General features: G+C 60.8%; 15 protein-coding genes. 10 read left to right on the forward strand and 5 right to left on the reverse strand.

Translation table 11 applies throughout. From position 1 onward, the window contains the following. The 5 genes from tssL to BRAS3843_RS10540 all read left to right on the forward strand — a co-directional run. Window positions 1-451, forward strand: a 451-nt coding sequence (gene tssL, locus BRAS3843_RS10520; protein WP_035981352.1) for a type VI secretion system protein TssL, long form, incomplete at its 5' end; no start/stop codon positions are given. 42 nt (window positions 452-493) lie between these two features. Further along, on the forward strand, window positions 494-4,039 hold the full coding sequence (gene tssM, locus BRAS3843_RS10525; protein WP_008968841.1) for a type VI secretion system membrane subunit TssM: 3,546 nt from the start codon (window positions 494-496) through the stop codon (window positions 4,037-4,039). 2 nt (window positions 4,040-4,041) lie between these two features. After that, window positions 4,042-4,737, forward strand: a complete 696-nt coding sequence (gene tagF, locus BRAS3843_RS10530; protein WP_244425236.1) for a type VI secretion system-associated protein TagF — start codon at window positions 4,042-4,044, stop codon at window positions 4,735-4,737. A 6-nt stretch (window positions 4,738-4,743) separates the two neighbouring features. Then, window positions 4,744-5,520, forward strand: a complete 777-nt coding sequence (locus BRAS3843_RS10535) for a protein phosphatase 2C domain-containing protein (RefSeq protein ID WP_008968843.1) — start codon at window positions 4,744-4,746, stop codon at window positions 5,518-5,520. Then, window positions 5,517-7,343, forward strand: a complete 1,827-nt coding sequence (locus BRAS3843_RS10540; protein ID WP_008968844.1) for a serine/threonine-protein kinase — start codon at window positions 5,517-5,519, stop codon at window positions 7,341-7,343. Before BRAS3843_RS10535 ends, BRAS3843_RS10540 begins: the two co-directional genes overlap by 4 nt. Window positions 7,344-7,352: 9 nt before the next feature. Here the strand turns inward: BRAS3843_RS10540 and BRAS3843_RS10545 are convergent, their stop codons facing one another. Together BRAS3843_RS10545 and BRAS3843_RS10550 are read right to left on the reverse strand one after the other, a co-directional pair. Then, window positions 7,353-8,384: a DUF4424 domain-containing protein gene (locus BRAS3843_RS10545; RefSeq protein WP_008968845.1), complete on the reverse strand. Its 1,032-nt coding sequence runs from the start codon at window positions 8,382-8,384 to the stop codon at window positions 7,353-7,355. Between the two features lie 51 nt (window positions 8,385-8,435). Beyond that, complete coding sequence (locus BRAS3843_RS10550; protein ID WP_008968846.1) at window positions 8,436-8,717, reverse strand: hypothetical protein; 282 nt, start codon at window positions 8,715-8,717, stop codon at window positions 8,436-8,438. A 169-nt stretch (window positions 8,718-8,886) separates the two neighbouring features. Here BRAS3843_RS10550 and BRAS3843_RS10555 point away from each other — a divergent pair, with 169 nt between their 5' ends. The 3 genes from BRAS3843_RS10555 (at window position 8,887) to BRAS3843_RS10565 (ending at window position 13,197) form a co-directional block, all read left to right on the forward strand. Continuing rightward, a complete protein-coding gene (locus tag BRAS3843_RS10555) occupies window positions 8,887-10,596 on the forward strand; it encodes a hypothetical protein (RefSeq protein WP_244425238.1) in 1,710 nt (569 codons plus the stop codon). 135 nt (window positions 10,597-10,731) lie between these two features. Beyond that, the gene (locus BRAS3843_RS10560) at window positions 10,732-12,528 is read left to right on the forward strand and encodes a caspase family protein (RefSeq protein WP_008968848.1); all 1,797 of its coding nucleotides are present in this window, start codon (window positions 10,732-10,734) and stop codon (window positions 12,526-12,528) included. 138 nt (window positions 12,529-12,666) lie between these two features. Next, a complete protein-coding gene (locus BRAS3843_RS10565; RefSeq protein WP_244425240.1) occupies window positions 12,667-13,197 on the forward strand; it encodes a DUF4384 domain-containing protein in 531 nt (176 codons plus the stop codon). A 39-nt stretch (window positions 13,198-13,236) separates the two neighbouring features. On the opposite strand, the gene BRAS3843_RS10570 is transcribed toward BRAS3843_RS10565, so the two are convergent. Together BRAS3843_RS10570 and BRAS3843_RS10575 are read right to left on the reverse strand one after the other, a co-directional pair. Then, window positions 13,237-14,229, reverse strand: a complete 993-nt coding sequence (locus BRAS3843_RS10570; RefSeq protein ID WP_008968850.1) for a hypothetical protein — start codon at window positions 14,227-14,229, stop codon at window positions 13,237-13,239. A 69-nt stretch (window positions 14,230-14,298) separates the two neighbouring features. After that, the gene (locus BRAS3843_RS10575; RefSeq protein WP_035981355.1) at window positions 14,299-16,176 is read right to left on the reverse strand and encodes a caspase family protein; all 1,878 of its coding nucleotides are present in this window, start codon (window positions 16,174-16,176) and stop codon (window positions 14,299-14,301) included. Between the two features lie 677 nt (window positions 16,177-16,853). Between BRAS3843_RS10575 and BRAS3843_RS42130 the strand changes: the two genes are divergently transcribed. Beyond that, window positions 16,854-17,078 (forward strand): hypothetical protein, encoded by a 225-nt coding sequence (locus BRAS3843_RS42130; RefSeq protein WP_008968852.1) that lies wholly within the window; start codon window positions 16,854-16,856, stop codon window positions 17,076-17,078. Window positions 17,079-18,083: 1,005 nt separating this feature from the next. On the opposite strand, the gene BRAS3843_RS42585 is transcribed toward BRAS3843_RS42130, so the two are convergent. Then, window positions 18,084-18,455 (reverse strand): HNH endonuclease, encoded by a 372-nt coding sequence (locus BRAS3843_RS42585; protein ID WP_008968854.1) that lies wholly within the window; start codon window positions 18,453-18,455, stop codon window positions 18,084-18,086. A gap of 314 nt (window positions 18,456-18,769) precedes the next feature. On the opposite strand from BRAS3843_RS42585, the gene BRAS3843_RS10590 reads away from it, so the two are divergent. Further along, entirely contained in the window at window positions 18,770-21,625 is a 2,856-nt protein-coding gene (locus BRAS3843_RS10590; RefSeq protein WP_210161392.1) for a type I restriction enzyme HsdR N-terminal domain-containing protein, read from the forward strand. Window positions 21,626-21,691 lie beyond the last annotated feature (66 nt).

Below are 21,691 nucleotides of genomic sequence, written 5' to 3' on the forward strand. Positions count from 1 at the left end.
ACCGGACCGTATCACCCAGCTGCAGCGGATCCGCAACGCGCTCGCGAAGGAGAATACTGCCTGTGCCATGACCGCGGACCAGACGGCGAGCTTCATCGTGATCAGGGTGTGCGACCTGGCCTTGTTCGCGTCGGGCCAGGCCACGATCCTCGAAGGCTTCAAGCCGGTCGCACTTCGCGTCGCGGCAACCCTCGACAAGGAGCCGGGCCGAGTCCGGGTTGTCGGACATACTGACAGCTCGCCGATCCGCACCGTGCGCTTTCCTTCGAACTTCGAATTGTCAGTGGAGCGTGCCAAGGCCGTTGCCGCGGCACTGAAGCCGGGCCTGACCGATGGCTCGCGCATCGATGTCGAGGGCAAGGGCGCCGATGCGCCAATAGCCAGCAATACGACCACCGAAGGACGCGCCAAGAACCGGCGCGTCGAGATCTTTATCGAACGCAGCGAATAGGCAGACACACCAGTTCACGCGGTTTGCGACAGGTACGGTTAGATGCTCGCCAAGGACATTCTTCGTATCGTTCTTTATGGAGTCGGGCTCAGCTCGCTCGGGGCGGTGATCTATTTCGCCGGACCTTTCGTTGCATTCGGCGACTGGCGGCCGCTGGAAAACCATATCGTCCGCCAGATCGCGATCCTGCTGCTGACCGCGGCCGCGGCAGGCGTCGTCAGCCTCAATCTGTTCAAGCGGCGCAAGAATGCCAAGGAGATTGCCGACGGTATCAGCGGCGCGGATCAGCCCGTCAGCGACGAGCCGGTGCTCAAGGAGCGGATGAAGGATGCGCTCGCGACGCTGAAGACCGCCAGCGGCAACAAGTCGGGCTACCTCTACGATCTGCCCTGGTATGTCATCATCGGTCCCCCCGGCGCCGGCAAGACCACGGCGCTGGTTAATTCCGGGCTCAAATTTCCGCTCGCGCGCGGGGCGACGCCGGCGGCGATCGCGGGGGTCGGTGGCACCCGCTATTGCGACTGGTGGTTCACCGAGGAGGCGGTGCTGATCGATACCGCCGGCCGCTACACCACCCACGATTCGAACAGCAAGGCCGACAAGGACAGCTGGCTGGCGTTCCTGGACATCCTGAAGAAGAGTCGATCCCGCCAGCCGATCAACGGCGTCCTCGTTGCCATCAGCATCGAGGACATCTTGACCTTGCCGAAGCAGGAGCTCGCACTTCATGCAGACGCCATCAGGATGCGCCTGCTCGAGCTCCATCAGAGGCTCAAGGTCAGCTTCCCGGTGTACGCGCTGTTTACCAAGGCTGATCTCGTTGCGGGCTTCACCGAATATTTCGCTTATCTCGGCGAGGCCGGCCGCCGTCAGGTTTGGGGCGCCACGTTCCAGACCGCCGACAAGACCAAGAATCTCGTGGGGCAGATCCCGGTCGAATTCGACCGTCTGCTGGAACGCCTGAGCGAGGAGACGCTCGACCGTCTGCAGGACGAGCCGACGCCGCAGCATCGCGTGCAGCTGTTCGGCTTCCCGGCGCAGATGGCGCGGCTCAAGCCCCAGATCCACGATTTCCTCAACCAGATCTTCGAGCCGACGCGCTATCACGTGAATGCAAACTTGCGCGGGTTCTACTTCACCTCGGGGACCCAGCAGGGCACGCCGATCGACCAATTGATCGGTTCATTGGCGCGTACGTTCGGCGCGGAAGAGGTCGGTTCCGGATCCTATTCCGGCACGGGCAAGAGCTACTTCCTCGCCGATCTGATTTCCAAGGTCATCATCGGCGAGGCCGACTGGGTCTCGACCGACCGGGCCGCGGTGCGCCGCGCGCTGATCCTGAAGACCGCAGCGCTGTCCTTGATCGGCTTGGTTTCGGTCGGGCTGATCGCAGCGTGGCTGACGAGCTACAAGCGCAACTCCGATTTGATCGAGCAGAGCCTGCAGGTGGATAGCGAGTATGCCGCCGCCGGCGCGCCCCTCATCAAGCAGACGCTGATCGCTGATCACGATCTCGACAAGGTGCTGCCGCTGCTCTACCGGCTGCGCAACGCTCCGGCGGGCTACGGATCGCGCGAGGAGCCGGTCGCACTGTCGTCGCGCTACGGCCTCAGTCAGCACGCGCGGCTGCTGTCTCCCGCGAAAACGGCCTATCACACGGCGCTCGAGCGCATGTTCCGGCCCCGTCTGCTGTATCGCCTGGAGGAGCAGCTCAATGCGCGCATCAACGAGCCTGCCTTCGTCTACGAGGCGCTGAAGGTCTACTTGATGCTGGGCGGCCTGCAGCCGCCGGACCGCGAGCTGATCCGTTCCTGGATGCAACGCGACTGGGCGGACAACCTCTATCCCGGTGCGACCAACGCTGAAGGGCGGCGTCTGCTCGACGAAAATCTCGTCGCGATGTTCGACCTCGAGACCGAGCAGCCGCCATTGGTCGAACTCGACGGCCGCCTGATCAAGCAGGCCCAGAATTCCCTGGCGCGCCTGAGCGTGTCGCAGCGTGCCTACGAGTTCCTGAAATCGGAGGCCCGTGCATCGACCGCCGGCGACTGGATTGCCAGCCGCCGCGGCGGTCCCGACATGGCCGTCGTGTTCGAAACCACGACGGGCCAGCCGTTGGACGCCCTGCGAGTGCCGGAGTTCTTCACGTATAACGGCTTCCATCAGAAGTTCATCGCACGGCTTCCCGGATTATCGGAACGCATGAAGCGGGAGCGGTGGGTCTTGGGTGATGCCGGTCAGCAGTCCGTCATCGACCAGCAGTACGACAATCTGTCGGGTGATCTGCTCAACATCTATTCCAACGATTTCGTGACGACCTGGCGCACGGCACTCGGCTCGCTCAGGCTGAAGAAGCTGCTCGCCGACAAGCCGAAATACGAGGTGCTGAGGGCGTTGTCGGCGCCGACCTCGCCATTGCGGCAAATTCTGGAATCGGTGCGCGACGAGACGATGCTGACCAAGGAACGGCCGAAGCCCGCGAACGCCGCGACGCCCTCGGCGCCTGCCGCAGGGCCGGCGCCGGCGCTGTTCAGCAATGCCCAGGATGGACCGCCGGGAGGCACGATCGAGGCCCAGTTCAAGCCCTACCATGCGGTGCTTGAGGGCGAGAGCACTCACCGGCCGGTCGACTCGACGATCGCCAACCTGAACGACATTGCGCAGAACCTGACGCTGATCATCGAGAATCCGCAGCTGACCGCGCAGGCCACCGCCGCGCTGCAGACCGAGGTCGCAGCGCTCCGCAACAATGCCTCGCGCATGCCGCCGCCATTTTCCGACATGCTGCGCGCCGCGGCAGCGGAGTTCGAGGGCAGCATCGCGGCGTCGACCGCCGGACAGATCCTGCAGACCTTGCGCGATCAGGTCACCCCGGTCTGCCAGCAGACGGTGACCAACCGCTATCCCTTCGTTCGTAGCAGCAACCAGGAGGTCCCGCTCGCGGACTTCGCCAAACTGTTCAGTCCGAATGGGGTCATGGACAAGTTTTTCTCCCAGTATCTTGCGCCATACGCCGATACATCGCGGTCGGACTGGGTCTGGCGGAAGGAGAGCCCGGTCGGCCGCTCGTTCTCGCCGGATACGCTCAAACAATTCCAGAATGCGGCCTATATCCGCGATGCTTTTTTCCAGACGGGCGGCGGCGTGCCGGCTGTATCATTCGCGATCCGGCCACCTGGGGCAGCCGGCCCAGGCGTGACCGTCAAGACCGAGATCGGCGGCACCACGATTACGAGCCCAACCACGCCGGGGCCGGCCGCTCCGTCTCTGTTCGGAGGTCCGCAACCAGCACCACCGCAGCCGCCACAAAGCAACACGCCGACCACCGTGCTATGGCCTGGCCCGTCGCCGCGGACGGCGATTTCAGTCAGCAACGACACCGGCCCGCCGTCCGTGCTTGAGCGCATCGGTCCGTGGTCGTTGTTCCGGATGCTGGAGGCGGGCTCGCTAGTGGCGAAGGCGGAAAGCGCCAGCGCGACGTTCATCGTTGCCGGGCGCGAGCTCAACTATCAGATTTCGACCGGATCGTTGCGCAATCCCCTGAACCTGTCAGTGCTGCGCGAGTTTCGTTGCCCGACCGGAATATGACCATGCGTTGCGGCTTGTTCGGCAAGATCGGCGCCAAGCGCGATTTCATCGCGATCGCGACGCCGCGCAGCTTCCTGGAAGCCTGGGAGCCGTGGGTGCAGGCCTCGCTGTCGGCAAGCCGCCACCAGCTCGGATCAGGTTGGCAGCAGGCGTTCCTGACCGCGCCGGTGTGGCGGTTTTGGCTCGGCGCCGCGATCTGCGGCACCACGGTGGCGGGTGCAATCATGCCGTCGCTGGACGGGGTAGGCCGGTACTATCCGTTGACGCTGCACGCGATGGCGAGCGATGACGCCTCACTATTGCCGCCAGCCGTCGATCCCCAGGACGAATGGTTCGGGCAGGCCGAGACGTTCCTGCTCGCGACGCTGGATCGCACTGCAACCTTTGAGCAGATCTCCGCGGCGCTGGATCGCCTCGCGGTGCCGCGACTGCAGGCGACCATAACTGACGGCTCGCCCCTCAAGTCGCTTGGTCCCGCGGCAATGGGAATGGCGTCGGCAGTTGACGCATTCGCCGGGTCGTTCTCCGCGCTCTGCGCGGCTAACCCACAGCTGTACGCCGCGGCCAGCTTCTGGTGGACCGCGGGAGGCGAGGGCTTTCCGCCCATGACGCTGTGTTGCCGCGGCTTGCCGGATCCATATCACTATTCGACACTGCTGACCGGTGATCTCGACCGCGCGGTGTCCGGGACAGGATGATGCGCGATGGTACACGTCCCATCCTTGTTCGACGTCGGTAGCGTCACCCATGCCGGACGGGTGCGGCCACGGAACGAGGATTCATGTCTGGTGCGGACCGACGTTGGGTTATGGGCGGTCGCCGACGGCATGGGCGGTCATGAGGCCGGCGATCTCGCCAGTCGCATCGTGGTGCAGTCGCTCGATGCGATCGCAATGCCAGGGTCGGCCGCGGACCTTCTGGCCGAATGCGAGCAGCGGCTGTTCAGCGCGAACCGGCAGATCCTGGCGCTCAGTCATGAACGACAGGGAGCCATCATCGGTACCACAGCGGCAGTGCTGCTGGTGCGCGACGGCTATTATGCGTGTGTATGGGCGGGCGACAGCCGAGTCTACCTGATCAACCGCGGCAGCATCAGCCAGGTGTCGCATGATCACAGTGAACTGGAAGAATTGATCGCCGGCGGTACGCTCTCGCGCGACGACGTGAAGGATTGGCCGAGCAATGCGATTACCCGAGCCGTCGGGGTTGTTGATGATCCGGAGTTTGAGGTGGTGACAGGCCCGGCCGAGCCGGAGGATGTCTTCGTGATCTGCAGCGATGGCCTGACCAAGCACTTGCAGGACAACGAGATCCTGCAGTACGTGACCACGCGGCGCGCCCAAGTGGCCTGTGATGACATGCTCGCCCTGGCTCTTGATCGCGGCGGGCTCGACAATGTGACCATCGTCGTCATACGGCTGTTGGCGCCGCGATCCTCCGAGCCGACGAGATCGCCGCTCGATCGGGAGCCGCAATCATGACGCCGAATGATCCGTTCCCATCGTCCTACCGCGGCGTGCCGCCAGGCACCCGGCTCAACGGCATCTACGAGATCGAAGCCATGATCGGCGCAGGCGGTATGGGTGAGGTCTACAAGTGCCGCGAGATTCAAACCGGATCGCCGGTTGCGGTGAAAATGCTGCTGCCGGACATGGTCGACAACGAGGCGGCGCTGGCGCTGTTCCGTCGGGAGGCAGGGGCGCTCCACAACCTTCCGCATGACGCGATCGTTCGCTACTTTCTGTTCACCGTCGAGCCGGTGCTGCAGCGGCCGTACCTCGCGATGGAGTTCGTGAATGGCCGGTCGCTCTCGAACATGCTCGACGACGGGCCATTGACCTTCGAGGCGCTGATCAGGCTGATGCAGCGCGTCGCATCAGGGCTGAATGCGGCGCATGAGTACGGCATCATCCATCGCGACGTTTCCCCGGACAACATCATCGTGCCGCTCGACGATGTCAGGCGGGCCAAGATCATTGACTTCGGGATCGCCCGCTCGACCCAGATGGGTGACAAGACCATCATTGGCTCTGGCTTCGCCGGCAAGGACAACTACGCATCGCCGGAACAAGTGGGTCTGTACGGCAATGATGTGACCGCGAAATCCGACGTCTACAGCCTGGGTCTCGTGCTGTTCCACGCGTTGACCGGACAGAAGCTCGACATGGGCGGCAGCCAGTTTCAACTGGTGGAAAAGCGCCGGCGTGTCCCCGATCTCGGTGCAGTCGACATGCGCATCCGGCCCTTGCTGGAGCAGATGCTGCAGCCCGATCCGGCATTGCGTCCGACCATGGCGGAGGTCGCGAGCTGGATGCCGGCCGGGACGGCTCAGACACCCGCCACGCCGATGTACGGCTTCGATCCGCGGCAGCCGAAACGTGCGGCGCCGGCGGCGCAGGACAAGGTGCCATCGACCACGGCGAGTTCGCGTCGCCTTTGGTTCGGTTCGGGCCTGGCGGCGGTGCTGCTTCTGCTCGGCGGCGCAGGCTATGCCTACTACGAACTCATCTGGTCGGCACCCGCCGTGGCAGTCTTGCCGCCACCTCCGAAACTCGCGGGAACACCAATACCGCAAAAGAGGGAGCCGGTTGGACCACTGCCTGGAAGCATTGGACCGCAGCCCGGAACGCAAGAGCAGGCAAAGCTGCCCGAGCAACCGGCGGTGACGCCGTCCCCGGCACTCGATGCGCCAGGGCGAGCCGAGCGCATCCGCAAATATGTGGCTCAATATTCGGGGGGCGACTGCTTCTTTGTCCTGCCGGTCGCCGTGAGCCAGAACGCCGCTGTCATCGAAGGCTTCGGCGCCTCGACCGCTCCGTTCGATACATTTGACAAGGCGTTCCGGCGGGAGCAGGGCTTCGAGGCTTCGGTCGGCGTCAGGCAAGTGACCCAGGCGCAGTGCCCGGCCATCAAATTCTTGAGCCAGGTCGGGAGCGATCAGGCGCGAGCGCCGCGCATCAACCTGTCAGCAACGGAGCTGAAATCCGGCGATACACTCAGTGGCACCATCGAGAACTTCGCCAACCGTGTGGTCGAACTGCTCATGGTGTCGGATCGCGGCGAAGTCCAGAGCCTGTCCTACCTTCTGAAGCCCGGCATCGACTCGCTTTCGTTTACGCTGCCAGCCGCGCGCGCGACCGGTCCGCAATTGCTGTTGGTCGTGGCGACCCCGCAGGTCCTGGACTCGTTGCGCCAGCCGCGACCGACGGCTGCCGATACGTTTTTTCTGCAGGCGTTGAGCGAGGCTCAGCGCAACAAGATGACCATCATCGCAGCCGCGCGCTATGTGCTGCTCACGAACTGATGGGCTGGCTCAGAAGGTTCCGATCACCAGAATCTTCAGGTCCGCATCCGGCTTGAAATCGCTTGCGGTATATTCAAGCATGTTTCCTGTCGAGGATGATGCCCTGAGCCGCCCCGGACAGAAGCTCACCAAGCGGTCGCTGCCGCCAGGATCAATCGTCAGCTTGAACGAGCGGATCGGCCCGGCCCAATTCGCGCCGGTCTTGAGCACATATGATATGCGCCGTTCCTGCAGCTTTGCGGTGTTGGCCTGGCCGCTGCCCGCACGTTTGTCGAGCTCGGCGAGGAAGGCATCCTGGATGCAGTACTCCTTTCGGTAACGCGCGACTTCCTGAGCAAGCGCGCTACTACGGCGCAGGCTGGGGCGCAGGATGGTATCGGGGCTGGAGCCGACGCTCGGCCGATACTGGTGTTCGACGATGACAGAACGTGCGGGGGAAAATACCTGCTGGCGCACGGCCGAGGTCCTGGTGACCCAGCCTGGCGCATACTGCTGGTGACCATTGTCGCTCATACCGGCAGGCATCAGTAGCCCGTCGTCCACGAGCCGGGTTCGCGTCGCCACCGGGAGATCGGCCACCCGGATCTCGCGGCTGCCGATCGGCAGCAGCGGCAGCTTGAGCTCACGGAGCAGGGCGGTGACATCCTTGTCACCGATCATGGCCCGCTGATCGATGGTCATCGGCGCCGGACTGCCGTCGACTTTGGTCTCGAAGTCGACGAAGTTGACCGGATCGTTTGACGGCAGCGCTATGTTCTCGGCCTCGGACAGGTCGATGTCGGGCAGTGGAAAGGCAACAGTGAGTGTAACGGGCTTGGGCGTGAGGTTGGCGAATTGGTAGCGAACGCTGATCCTGTCGAGCGCGATATGGAGGTCCTCGCTCTCCATGGCCACGTCATTGGTGCGAACGAACTGGAGCCCGCCAATCGACAATTCGGCAGCGGAATCATTGGCCCGCGCCGGCCAGCCGACCACAACCAGGAGCGCGACCATCAAGGCCCCCGCCCGAAACGATGACGGGATGGACTGTTCCTTCCCCATGCTTGTCTCCTTACGGCATCGCGACAGACACCGGTTGTGTTGGGGGATGGCTCAGTCGATGGCCTGGTAAAGATCGCCCCACTCGGCTTTCCAAACTCCGTCTGGATCGCACACCACGATCGCGAGCTTTAAGTCGTTGGCCAGCCGGATTGCGCCGCGAAAAGCGTCCTGAGCGGGCAATTGGGCGCTGACCTGGTCAGTGGTCAATCGTCCCCCGCTCGCAGCGGCCGGCAGCACGACCGACCCGGAGGCTCCGTCACTGTCCCGCTTCAGGATCAGGGTGATCGCGTCGGGCTGGACTTCATTGACCTGCTCAAATCTGTTCCTGGCCATGATTTTGCACCGCAAGCTGAGAGGTTCGGACCATCACCGTCCAGTGATAGAATTGAACGGGATTGAGATTGCTCGCCACTAATTGACGCGCCGCATGCGCGGCATCTCGGATTAGTCGATCCGAGGCGGCAGTCGGTTCGGGGTACTCGAGGCGGATATGCTTCGTCGAATGACCTGGATTTGGGTAGTGATCCTCGGCGCGGGCGCTTTCACCACCAGCGTGCAGGCCGACGACACGGTCGTGCGGAGCTTTGCCGGCGGGGCGGCTGCTTCGATGGTCGGCATCATCCCGGCCGGCGAGGACGTGGAACTCGCAGGGCCGCAGGCGCTCACCGCGGACGGGCAGGGCAACCTGTTCGTGCTCGATCAGGTCAACGGCCGTATTCTCCAGTTCGATCCCAAACAGCCGAGTGCCGACCCCGACGTCCTCAAGATGCCCAAGGACGTCCAACCCACCGACCTCGTCGTCCAAGGTGACGACATCATGGTTTGGGACGGCGGCGTGCGGACCCTCAAGGCGGCGCCGGGACAGTCCACACGCGGGCTCGGCGGCGACGAGATCCAGCTCGAGGAGGTATCGAACCGCGGCATGGACGATCAGGTCGCCGTTTCAGCTTTCGCGCAGATGGGATCACAGCCGCCCGGCAGCGCGACCGACCTGCTTGATCAGAACACCCGGGCGGCGATCATCAAGAGGACGCGGCAGCCGGACCGTCAATATGTTGCTTCCCGAAGCAAGGGGTCGGTGATCGCCGACGTCATCCCGGACAAGGGTGATGCCAGCGTACGGATCGAGATCCAAACCATGGTCAGCAACGAGATCATTGGCCAGCTCGCCCTGCACGTGCGCCACCTGCTGGGGACGGTGGAGTTTCTCGAGATTGACAACAGCGACCGCTTCTACGTGTTGGCCGAGGAGATTCCGTCGTCGGGCAAGAATGCCTCTACCTTCGTCGCACGCTATGCCGCGAACGGGCGCCTGGAGGGGATCTACGAGCTGCCTTTGGAGAACACTCCGCTGACCAGACGGTTCGTCACGGTTTCCGGCGATGGCGACGTCTATTTTCTGCGGACAAAGCCTGATGGCATCGAGGTGGTTGGCGTCGGCTTCCGGCCTCTGGACAACGTTGCGGTGATCGACGTACGGCCCCAGCGAACAGCAACTGCCCCGGCGGCACAGCCTGACCTCAAGTTCAACGCAACAGTGGCCGTGCGCCCGTCCAATCGCCAGCAGACGATCGAGACTGCGTTTGCATTCGAGGGTATTCAGTGGAAGCTGACGCAGGCGAACTACGGCAGCGATCCGGACAGCCAATGCACCGGATTCAACCGTGTTCGCCGGCCGTGGTACCTGCAGGGCAAGGTGAACCAGGAAGTCCGCGGCGTCCCCTATTGCTGGGGCTGCCACGGTTCGCTCGCGAACTTCCGACAACGGATCGAGAGCGGTACCCTGGCCGGCAACGTCTGCACCCGCAATGCTCCGCGGCCGGATGTGGCGGGCGTCGACTGTTCGGCCTTCGTCAGCGCCGCGTGGGGGTTGTCGGTCCACTACACGACCGCAGCCATCCCCGCCATCGCAACACCCGTGTCAAATCCCTGGGACCTGAAGCCTGGCGATGCGCTGAACAAGCCGGGCTCGCATGTGATGTTGTTCCTGCGGTTCACGCCTGACCGCAAAGCGGAGGTGATGGAATCCTCGACTGGTGGCTGCAACGGCCGCGTCTGCCGGAACGTCTATCCGTTGGCGAGCCTGCTCGCGCGCGGCTACGTTCCAGTCCGCTTTCGCGCCCTTGCGGACGATCAGACCACGATTGCGGCGAGCGCCTATGAAGAGACCAAGCCGCCGGCCGCTCGCAAAACGGCAAGCAAGAGGCACTGAACCCCTTGCGTCATTGGCGCTACAGAATGGGTAGGAAATGCCGGTCCCAGCCTGGCTTCGGACGTTTTGGTGGCGAGCTTTGGGATGTCCTTATCGGTGCCGTCTGGGACGGACCATAAGAGGTCGAGGTGGATCATGATGCCGATGCCCAGGGGACTTGATGGCTGGATTGCGCGGCTCTACGCCACCATTGGACTCGTCGGGTTGATTGGTCTGGCAATGCCGCAAGCGTACGCGGCAGGAGACCTGTCGATCAGCAACCCGGACGGCGGGGACGTGCGCGCCCTCGTGATCGGCATCGACGACTATCAGCACGTGCGCAAACTGAAGGGCGCAGTCGCCGACGCCACCGATATCGTGACCAGCTTGAGGTCGATGGGGGTCGGCGATGTCGTCGCATTGACCAACGCCCAAGCCGATCGGGCAAGTATCCTGCGCGAGATCGGCGCGCTCGTGGAGCGGACAAAGAACAACGACCTCATCTTTCTGTCGATCGCCGGTCATGGCACCCAGGAGCCGGAACGCATCAAGGGTTCGGAGCCGGATGGGATGGAAAACGTATTCCTGCTACCGGGTTTCGAAACGACGGCAGCCGGGTCAATTGAGCGTATCCTCGGCAGCGAGTTCAACCATTTCATCCGGCAGTTCGAGCTGCGCGGGGCAAAGGTGATCTTCGTGGCTGACACATGCCACGGCGGAGGAATGGTCCGCGATATCGATCCGCGTGCCGCGCAAATGAGCTTCCGGCAGGTTCCGCGCTACACGCTGCTGGTCGATGAACTGAAGCCGGTCACAGACAGCAACGATCCGAAGTCCGAGCTCGATTTCGACCACACGGCGTTTCTGGCCGCGGTCGACCGCCACACCAAGGCACCGGAAGTGTCGATCCCCGGCGTCAATGGGCTCCGGGGAGCTCTCAGTTATGCAGTCGCGCGCGCGCTGGAAGGCAGCGCGGATGTCAATCACGATGGGAAGGTGACGCTCAAGGAGCTCTTCAGCAATGTTCGGCAGGTGGTCTATCAGCTCTCTGACCAGCGCCAGAACATCGTGACAATATCGTCACCGGCCCAGACTCCGGAAACCGACATCGCCTTCGAATTGACACGCGGTGTCGTGCTGATCCAAGGGCCAACCGCGAGAACAGCCTCGGCTCAGCCCGGAGCGGCGGCGCCCGGTGAGGGACCGCTGTCTGCCCCGCCGGCCGTCACCGCCAAGGCAGCTCCCGTTCCAGCCCTTGCCACCGCACCCAATGCAGTTTCGACAAACGCGGCCCCGAGCGGCGCCGCGACGGCGCCCCTCCGGCCCACGGCGCCGATCCGATTGGCAGCGCTCGATGGCAAGACGAACTATTTTGCGGGCGTGACGCCAAAGGATGTCACCGTGCAGGCGGTCCAACCGACGGACAATCCTGACCTGATCTGGGACCCTGTGTCCCACGACGTGATCGCATGGGGCGATGTGGTCGCCTATGGGGTCGATGTTGCCAATTTGCCGACGGTGGTTGATCGAACCGCGGCCATTCGCGAACTCAAGCGCATGGCGACTCGGTCTCCGCAGGTGATGCGTATCTCGCCGGACGATCGACAACAGCGAGCTGGCCAGATCGTCGAGGTTGACCTGTCCGATGTGGCATCAAGGGCAGTGCTGCTGTTCAATGTGTCCGGCGACGGCACCGTGCAGGTGCTGTATCCCGTGGGTTCTGATGCGGCGCTGGCCCGATCGGCGAGCCTGCGGTTACCGCTCAGGGTGGGCCAGCCGTTCGGCGCGGAACAGATCGTTGCAGTGACCTCGCAGCAGCGCATGGTTGATCTCGAGACCGTCCTGATGCAGCTCAATCGGCGCCGTGCATCGGGGCAGGTCATCAAGAGCCTTGAACGCTATTTGCCCGCGGACGCGCGGATCGCCTCGATCGGCTTTTTCAGCGCTCCCTGAACTGTCGGGGAGGGAGCGATGCCGCGATCGAAGCAGATCCGTCAAGCGCGATCATGGCTCAGCGTTCTGCTGCTGATGGTTGCAAGCGTAGGGAGCGTGTCTGCGGCACCGCTGTCTTTGAGATCGCCCCATCTCAGCATGGCGAACACCCCATGGTTATTGCCCGTACAGGCGCAGCGTGGACAGGCCAATACGGCAAGCGTGTCTCTTGAAATAAGACCGAGTCAGACCGTCAACGTCGGCAGCAAGGTGTCGTTCGGTGTGAACGCCAGAAAGCCGGGATATCTCCTTCTGGTCGATGTCGATGCGGAAGGGCGGATGTCCCAGATCTTTCCCACTCCCGAGCTGTTGGCGCAGTCGGACGGACGCGACATCAATCTCGTCAAGCCCGGCGTCGAATTCGTGGTTCCGACTCCGGCGGCGCAGCAGCGCGGGTTTGAGTATGTCGTCTCACCCCCAGGAGGGACCGCTGTGATCGTCGCGATCCTGAGCGAGCGTCGTGTGCAACTGCTCGATCTGCCGGACCTGCCCCGCAAGCTGCAAGGCCAGGCCGAGGCCTTGAGCTATCTGTCGGCCTGGACCCGCGAGCTGCGCGTGCCGGACGGCGACAGCGGAAAGCTGGTCTCGAACGTCTGGTCGTTCGACATCAAGTCTTATTCCATCAAGTGAGCGGGCCACGTGAGGCCAAGACCGTCACGGCACCGGCTCCTACAATTTGCTCAGCCGGTTGAAGAAGCCGCCCCGGGCGATCATGTAATGAATGTCCTTGGGAAACGGAAAAGCGTCGCGAACGTTCGAGATTGCGTGTTGGAGGAATTCCCCGTGCTGCGGCGCTGGCTTGTCGTGCAGCCGGGGTTGGTCTGCGACCTGCGGAATCATGAAGCGGTCGACGAAGGCTGGGTCCAGATCGTTGACCCTGACCATCTGGCCAAACGCCGGAAACGAGTCGTAATGGCCGAGGCTGACGTTGAGGTTCTTGAGGGCGGGGCGCTGCGGCTGAGCTCGATTGCCATCGCTTGTCGCCAGACCGCGTCCGACCAGGGCGAGCTTCACGGATTGCGGGAGGGTTGACGGACCATACACGATCTCGAGGGCGCAGTCGTTCTGTCCCGACAACCACTGGTACCAGAACGTGGCATCATCCGGCTGCGCCTTGGCGCCGTAAAGGCAGTCAAATCCCCAACAGGCCTTCAGATGCGACTGATACTTTCCGAGGCTCCCGACGAGATTGCGCATGGCGTTGCCGCCGCCGGAATGACACGCAATGATGAGCCTGCCGATCTGGAGCTGAGGAATGGACGCGGAGGAAGCACCTAGGAAGCTGGCAAGAGCCCCGAGGATCTCATCGAGGTAGCGTTCGCCCCATTTCGGGGTTGCCAGATCCTTCACGCTGTAGTTTCCGGCGAAGCCGTCGTCAGTGGCATATTCGTAGCCCAGGAAGGGCGCGATGAGCACCACGTCCTTGCCGCAGTCCCTGACTTGCTCGCGCAGTCGCGCAGGGTCATTGTGAAACAGGAATTCGTGGTCTTTGACGTAAAACCCGTGCAGCCAGATCACGATATCGAGCTTGGTGGTGGCGGTTACGTGTTTCGGCGGAAGATACACCGCCGTTGGCATCATGCCGGGCGCCTGCCGCTTCGTGAAAAGCGTTGTTCCCGGAAAGGCGTTGATGTCCTTCTGCTCCAGCTCACACGCCGCCACGCAGGTCGCTCCGCTTCGGCCGATGTCTTACGCAAATTCGGGCTAGCTGACAGGCGGTGCCCGGTCCCGCTAGTTGCAGACTTGCACGTTGCCGGTATTGCCGCCGGGGCCGCCGCCACCGCGATACTCGAGGTGACAACCGCGTGCGACCGGACGGCACAGATAGGCATCACAATAGATCTGGCCGCTGCCCCCGCCGCCTCCCTGCGACCTGGAAGTAACCTTGCGCCGAGGAACGTCCGCAGTCTCATCTGGGCGGATCGAACGCTCCGAGCGCGCCGGATGGTCGTCCGTATTGCGCCTCGCAACCGGCTTCTTCCCGCGGCGCTTCTCACATTCGTTGTCGTCGTTGAGGAACGAGCCCTCGGCACAGGTGATCCTGCTGCACTTGTCGCCGTCAGGCCGGTAGCCATGCTCACAGATCAGCGGGCAGACTCGCGATGGTCTGAGTTTGATTGCGTCAAGCGCGTCGAGGCTTGCAAGCTTGACGTCCAGTTTGGTTCCCGCGTGCCGGTTGAAGAGGGTCATCGAGTGCTGCGAGGCGGTATTCCATTCACCATTGATGGTACCCGTGAAACAGCCGACGCGGCTCAATTCGCTCTGGAGTGACTTGGCGAGATCGGCCTTCGAGATATCAGTCTTGGCGAGATCGGTCTGGCTCGGTTCCGCGCCCAGCGTGGCGAGCTTCGGACCCTTGTCATCCTGGACGGGCGCGACAGCTCCAGCATTATTCGGGACGGTATCCTCAACACTTGCCTTGTTGCCGGAAAGCGCAGCGACGATTGCGGTTTCGGATGCAACCCGCTTACGTTCGGCTTCCGCGGCCTGTTCCTGCGCGGCTTGCTTTGCCTTCTCGGCGGCAATACGGGCCTCTTCCGCGGCCTTCAGCTCCGCGGCCGCCTTTTCCCGGTCGGCACGCTGGGCGTCCTGGGACATGAGCCGGGCTTGCTGCTCTTCGGCCTGCCGCGCCTTCTCCGTTGCTGCGACACGTGCGTCCTCGGCCTCGAGTTGACTAAGCTGCAGCTTGGCCAGATTTGAGTAATATCCGTCCGGATGCTGGGTCAGGAATGCACTCAAAGCGGCCTTGTTGTGCAGTTGCAAGGCCAGCTCGTAGTCACGACGGATCTCCGACTGCGGGTTGGCCGCTTGCGTCGGCTCCTCTGCCTTGGGAGCAGGGACCAGCGCAACATCCTCGCCTCCCAGCGAGCCGTACACGTAGGGCTCCTGCCGATTTCCGGTGGCTTGCAAGACGTCGTCGCGGACGAAGCCGAAAGCCCTGCGCAAATCGAGTCCCGGCTTTGCGATATATTTCACGAGCGCCGCCGCGTATGGACTATTCATATTGTTGCCGTCGAGCGCCGTTAATCCGGCCTTTGCCGCAAACGCGATCAGCGTGTTGGAGACGGTGGGTTCGACCCTGGCCAGCCCGCGGCTGATCGACCTCGAGGCAACCGTGCGTTTCATCGTATCGGCAAAAGGATTGTTGCGGCACGCGTCGACGATCACCACCCGAAGCTGCCGGGCGGGCTCGATTGCCAGCAGGACCCGATCGAGCGAGAACGCCTCGTCATAGATATCCGTGTCCCGTTCGAGCCGCGCGTCGGTCGGGATCAGATAGTTCGTCCCGTCGATCTCGATCCCGTGACCTGCATAGTAGACCAACGCAATATCGGCGTCGCGCGCCTGATCGGCGAAATCTCTCAGTGCCCGCCGCATGTCACTGGCCGCGAGGTTGAGCTTCAAGTCAACCGCATCAAATCCTGCGCCCTTCAAGGTCGCGGCGATAGCTCCGGCGTCGTTGGCCGGGTTTGGAAGCAATGGAGCGTTTTGATAGCTGGAATTGCCAACGACCAAGGCCACACGTTTTGTCGCCCAAGCCGGGTGACACGTCAGGAACAGCGACGCAGCAAGGAGCAGATAAACTCGAAGGTGCCTGTGCAATCTCATGGCGAAACATCCAGCAGCTGCCCGAAAAGTGTAGCGTCGCGAAGATGGCCGCGTCGAAAATGCCCGCTGAATCCATTCGTACGCTACGGGCGCTCAGCTATTTTCGTACAGTAACAATTTCGAGCCTGATCCATTCTTCATGTTGTCTCTTGGCGAATGGAAGGCGTTCAATCCCGCATCGAACATTTTGGTTGGTCGACTGCCCCGAACGAGGAGCATCGTTCCGGTCATCGCTGGATTTAGCTCAAGGCTTTGATCTCGCTGCCAATTTGGTGCTAGCCGCTGTGCGGCAGAATGATGCGCGGGCCCGCTCGAATAAGGCTCCAGAGAACGGCATGTGAGGGCGGCAGCAAGCGCCAAATCAGGAGGCGAGTGCGATGATCGGACGCAGCCAAGAGGGATGGATCGAGGTTCCCTATGTTGGTGATCGGAGAGAGCCGCTCCCTCATGATTTGGAAACGTGAGCTGCGTCTATCTGGTCAATGCCATTCAAAGCCCGGCAGCAGGTGGGAGCTCATATTTCATAGCGATCCCGAGCCGGCTAGCTTCGTTCAGTGTACGCCAATGATTTCGCCAATGGACGCGCCTGGGCTCATGAACTTCGCCATCTCATGATCCTTGATCACGTGGAGATCGACTATGCGGACGAGAGATAGGCAGCGCTGCCCAGCAATCTCATGACGAAAGGATTGAGTGTGGGACGCGACCTGACGGATCAGCAAATCGACAAGCCAAAAAAGGCTCAAAGCTGGTCCGGCGATCTGGCGGTTGACGCCCTCGGTTTCCAGCAAGAAGAGAGTTTAGTACTTTCGTCGATTTGCTTGCTCGGCCAGACCTCGATCGACAAGGCAATCGGCTTTTCGACGACATGGATGGTGGCCGATGATGATGGGCAATGCTGAAAGACTGGCGCGCTCGGAGAGATTCGAACTGAACTCCCAACAGATTGGTGTATATGTTTGAGGGACAAATCAAGGGACAGGTCATCAGTCTTGCAGTTATCAACAGCTTCTTGCCTCGAATCTTGGTGCGTCGAACAAAGCGCAGATTGGGGGGCACTGTTTGCTCCTAGTCAATCGATCGGTCATCACGGATGGGGCCACATCTTCTTAATCCAGCTTGGGCCAGTAACTACCCCGAACACTCTCAGTACGAACATGCTCGGCTGCTCAACATGGAAATGAGCATGTCCGCCGACCGCGCTTCGCTTCCGCATCGCGATACGCTGGACGCTACGGCTGATCAAGTGATTGCAGCCTGCGACGGCGATGTACGCGCAGCCGTCTGCGCGCTGATCGTCGCCAAGGGATTCTTGGAAACGGAATTGATGAAGTCTATGCGTCAGACTCGAGGGGAATACCCTCGCGGACGAGTTAAGAGCAGCGAAGGAGGCTAGGAGGAACCGATGACTGGCGTGACCCACTGTCTCGCGCTTCCCTTCGCGATAGTGATGATGAGCCGGGATCGCGACAGTCTGACCGACGGTTTTGAGTGAGTGAGGGCTGGCCTTCCCAAATTTGCACTCCTGGACGGGCGAAAGCGCTTACGTTTCAGTCAATCTGCGCGGACAGGAACTTCAGAACACATCCCGCTCGTCGCCCAGTTCCATGGGCATCCGGCTGGGCTGGGGTTCCTGGATACTTATCGAACTCTTTGTCTTGCTCCGCCAGCCGAAATTCTAGCGTTGTTTGAGCAGCTTAAGCTCAATTCATGAGGTGCGGCGCGATGTGCAGGTCCGGAATTTTGGTTCCCGCACTTTGTTCACGGGGACGACGCCTCACCGGTCGGAGCCGCCTGGGAAGCGGGCCGGGTTGCCGCAACAACTGGCCGGCAAGCCATTGAGATCTTCGCAAGCGCAAGAATTTTGCCGGAACACACCGATACGCTGAACGTGAAGGCGAGGAATTTCAGGTAGATCGGCTCAGCTTACTTCCCTTGCTTCTGTTACAATGTGCATGTGCCGCCTTGATGTTGTCTTTTCTGTAGGTTCCGCCACGCAAACGCGGAATCAGATGATCGATTGTCGCCTCAAGGGGATGTCTGACATTCCTTTCGGAAAAGTCTTTGGGCAATCTCATCTCGGCCCCGCACAAATAGCATTTCCCGTTTTGCTTCTCGAAAAGCTTGGTAACCCTCTCCAACCCTCGAGTTATTCTTTTCGGATCTTTTTTAGGCCTTTTAGACGTCACGCCATCAAGCAAATTCGTCATCCCGGACGAGCTATCATCTAAACCCGTTATGCTACGAGGCTTTTCGTTCTGCGGAGAGACGTGGTTCATTGTTGAATTAGTAGTGCATATGAATTCCGTAAATCATTATAGGGATAAATTCGGAAATGCAGAAGACGAAAACGGGGGCCGATGTCACCACGCGATGAGGTGCTCTCTTGGATGGAGGGCGGATACGGCGAATGCCTTGATGTTGAGCCTGGCCTCAAGGATGCGCGGAGCGAAGCGGATGTTTCGTGTCGACGGGCCCGTTCCGCCTTGCTAAAGATTGACGCTCAAGTTGAAGGAAAGACATATAAGTCCGCATACGTTGGGAAAAATGGGAATCATGAGCCGCTGGCAAATATGCGTTGATGCGCAACTGGATGCGTGTCATCGGCCGGTCAGCCGAAATGTCTGACTTCTGGAGCAACATAGCTGCCAGTTTTACGAACGAGGCTGACGTAGAGCTTCGTCTCGTTGTCCCATTGTTGCATGCGCTGGGCTATGAACCAGACGATATTGCACCGAAGTATCCGGTAACGTTCCGGGAAGGCCGCCTTGGGCGCAAGCCCGAGGCTGACTTCGTTTGTTTTAGTGGTCCGCTACGGAATCGGGATGCCTCGCTTGTAGTTGTTGAGGTCAAGGCGCCCGGCGAAGCTTTGCCTGATGGCAAGTTGCAAGGAGAATCCTATGCGGCCAATTTAAGAGCGCCGCTTTTGCTGCTGACGAACGGCGAAGAGCTGGAGATCTGGCAGCTCAAGGCGACACAGGAGAGCGAACGCGTCTTCGAGTCACCAGTCGAATCTCTGACCGCGAACCGGGGCACCATCGAGCAATTGCTCTCAAAGACGACTGTGGTCGATTACTGCCGGACCTTCCAGGTCAAGACAATCCTCGATGCTTCCTCCGACTTTGGCCGCTATGAGAAAGCGGAATTGAAGCGAACAGCAAGGTACGCGGCCGCAATCGACAGGACGGTCGATCGCGTGGGTTCAGCGGAGCGCGTGGAAACGGGGAGGTTACTTGAAGAATGCCCGTCCGGCTGCATTGTGGTCGCACCTTCGGGTTATGGAAAAACAATGCTTTCAAATCGGTTGTTCCGACAGGCAATCGAGAAACGCTGGCGGGACGCAAAGGCACGGTTAGCGTTCGACATCCCCATAACCGACCTCGAGGAGACCGCTGTTTCCATTGTGGCGTTTATGCAGCGCCGCTTGTCAGCACATCAGCCGGGTACTAGCGAATCTGCGCTGGTGGATTATTTGCGGGTCACGGGCGCAACAATCCTTTGCGATGGCTTCGACAAGGCATCGTTCAGATTCCAGCGACATCTAACGACGGAGATGACAAACCTCCTGCGTGACTACCCCTTAACTCAAATATTCGTGTTCTCCCGCGAAGCCGCCCGGCCAAACGTCGCTCTTCCACTATTCAAGCTTGCACCACTGACGGATGATGAAAAGCGCGAGCTCGAGCGAAATAATCTAGATGATGGGAGCGATCACTTCTCTTCGATCATTGGCATGATGTCTCCAACGTTGTTGGAGCTTTGCGAAAATCCGCTTCTGCTGCAACTTGCATTGGACTACTGGAAGCGTGAGCGCGAGTTTCCTAACCAACTCGCGCCACTGTTTCAATCCTGGCTCCGAAACGTGCTGAATACCGAGGGGACCGACATTGTCGCATCCATTCGTCGCGAACGGGCACTGACGTTAATTGCGGATGCAACGTTTGAGGCGCCGATTACAGGCGAGCGGGTATTGGCGCTGATGGAAGAGGACGGTGTACCGGCAGACGTTCTGAATGAATTTGTCGCATGCGATGCAGCGCGGGTCAACGGTTCAACGATCGAGGTTCAACACGAAGCGCTCGCCGATTTCCTTCGCGCGAAGAAGATGGTATCTGGCCATGAACCCGAGTTGCTAGCGAAAATCTCGACTTTGCGGATGCCGTCGGACTCATTTTTTCCTGTCCTGTTGATGGCCCAACTGTCGAGTCATCAGCTTCAATCGGCGTTATGGAAACGCCTGACTGAAGTTGGACCCGACGTTTATTTTGACGCGCTACGCTATCGTTTCGATGTTTCTTCGGAATTGAAGCAGCTTGATCCCGTGAAGCTCTCAGGGGAATACTTAACTGAGCTGCTTGAGGGAGTGGAGCAACCTCTCCAAAGCTTCTTTCCTGCGTTGCGAGAGACCGTGATTGAAGAAATCACGGGCGAACCAGGAAGCGATCTGGCCGTTATGGGCAATGTATATGCTTCTTCCCGCGAGCTTGTGTATAAGCTGCACGCACGACGACCGAGTGCGCCGTCCGTTGAGGTAAAGACCCCGTCCTTTCCAGGTATTCTGCGCAGCGTTAATCTAGACTTGTCGCATTATCGGCTGGACAGCGCCCGCTTGGTAGCGGTTGAGCTGTTGAAAAAGAGCGTGTTGGATGCAGTGAAGTCGAAAGCGTTCAAGGGAGGCGTGGCTCTAGCTCAGGATCGGCTTCTCGGACGGTGTCGGTTCCTGGCGAACGAGTATGATTTTCCACTTGCTTCAAATATGGATCTCGGTGCCATCGAACAACTCCTTTTACCTCACAAGAACGGGCGCGTGAGTCCTAGCGCCTTCTCTCACGATGAACGATTTTGTGTTCAGGAATTGCTCGATGACATTGCGATACTACGTGCGGGTGGTGTGTCCGAGCTTGATCCATGGTGGGTACGCCTAGGCTGGGACGAGACGACTGACGTTCAGTTGGAAGACGTGACTTGCCGTGTGCTGCACGAACAGTATCGTCGTGTGCAGATAATCTACACAGAAGTCGCGAAGACAACCTTTCCAGCGATTGCCAAGGAAATGAGCTTCTTTGCACCACTCCCGGTACGGTGGCAACTAACGGTAGTGCGGCGTGCGCCGCCTCATGGAGGATCGACGATCTATTACACTTGGTCGCCGGCTGAGACGTGGCAACAAGCGGGAGCTGACGTAACCTTTGGCGACCGAGCGCCAGCGTCATTCACGAATGTTGATCATTTGCGCGAGGACGTGGAACGAATACGCGCGGCGCTTGTGTCGCTCGGGCGGTCTGACGCTCACCTTACTCGGTTTCACGGATTTACTCAGTTGTCGGATTTTTCTGGACGGCATTATACCGGCTACTTTGACGGAGCGACGCCAGCTATCCACGACGTCTGCGATCTACTGAAAAGAGATCTTGAATGGATATTCTCGTCGATGCCACGACACGATTGACGTGAATAGGAGTCAAGAGCGGGTTAGCGCCAGCGCCGTCAATGTGACATTTGGAAAAGAGGATAG

The sequence above is a fragment of the Bradyrhizobium sp. STM 3843 genome (genome assembly GCF_000239815.1).
Lineage (GTDB): Bacteria > Pseudomonadota > Alphaproteobacteria > Rhizobiales > Xanthobacteraceae > Bradyrhizobium.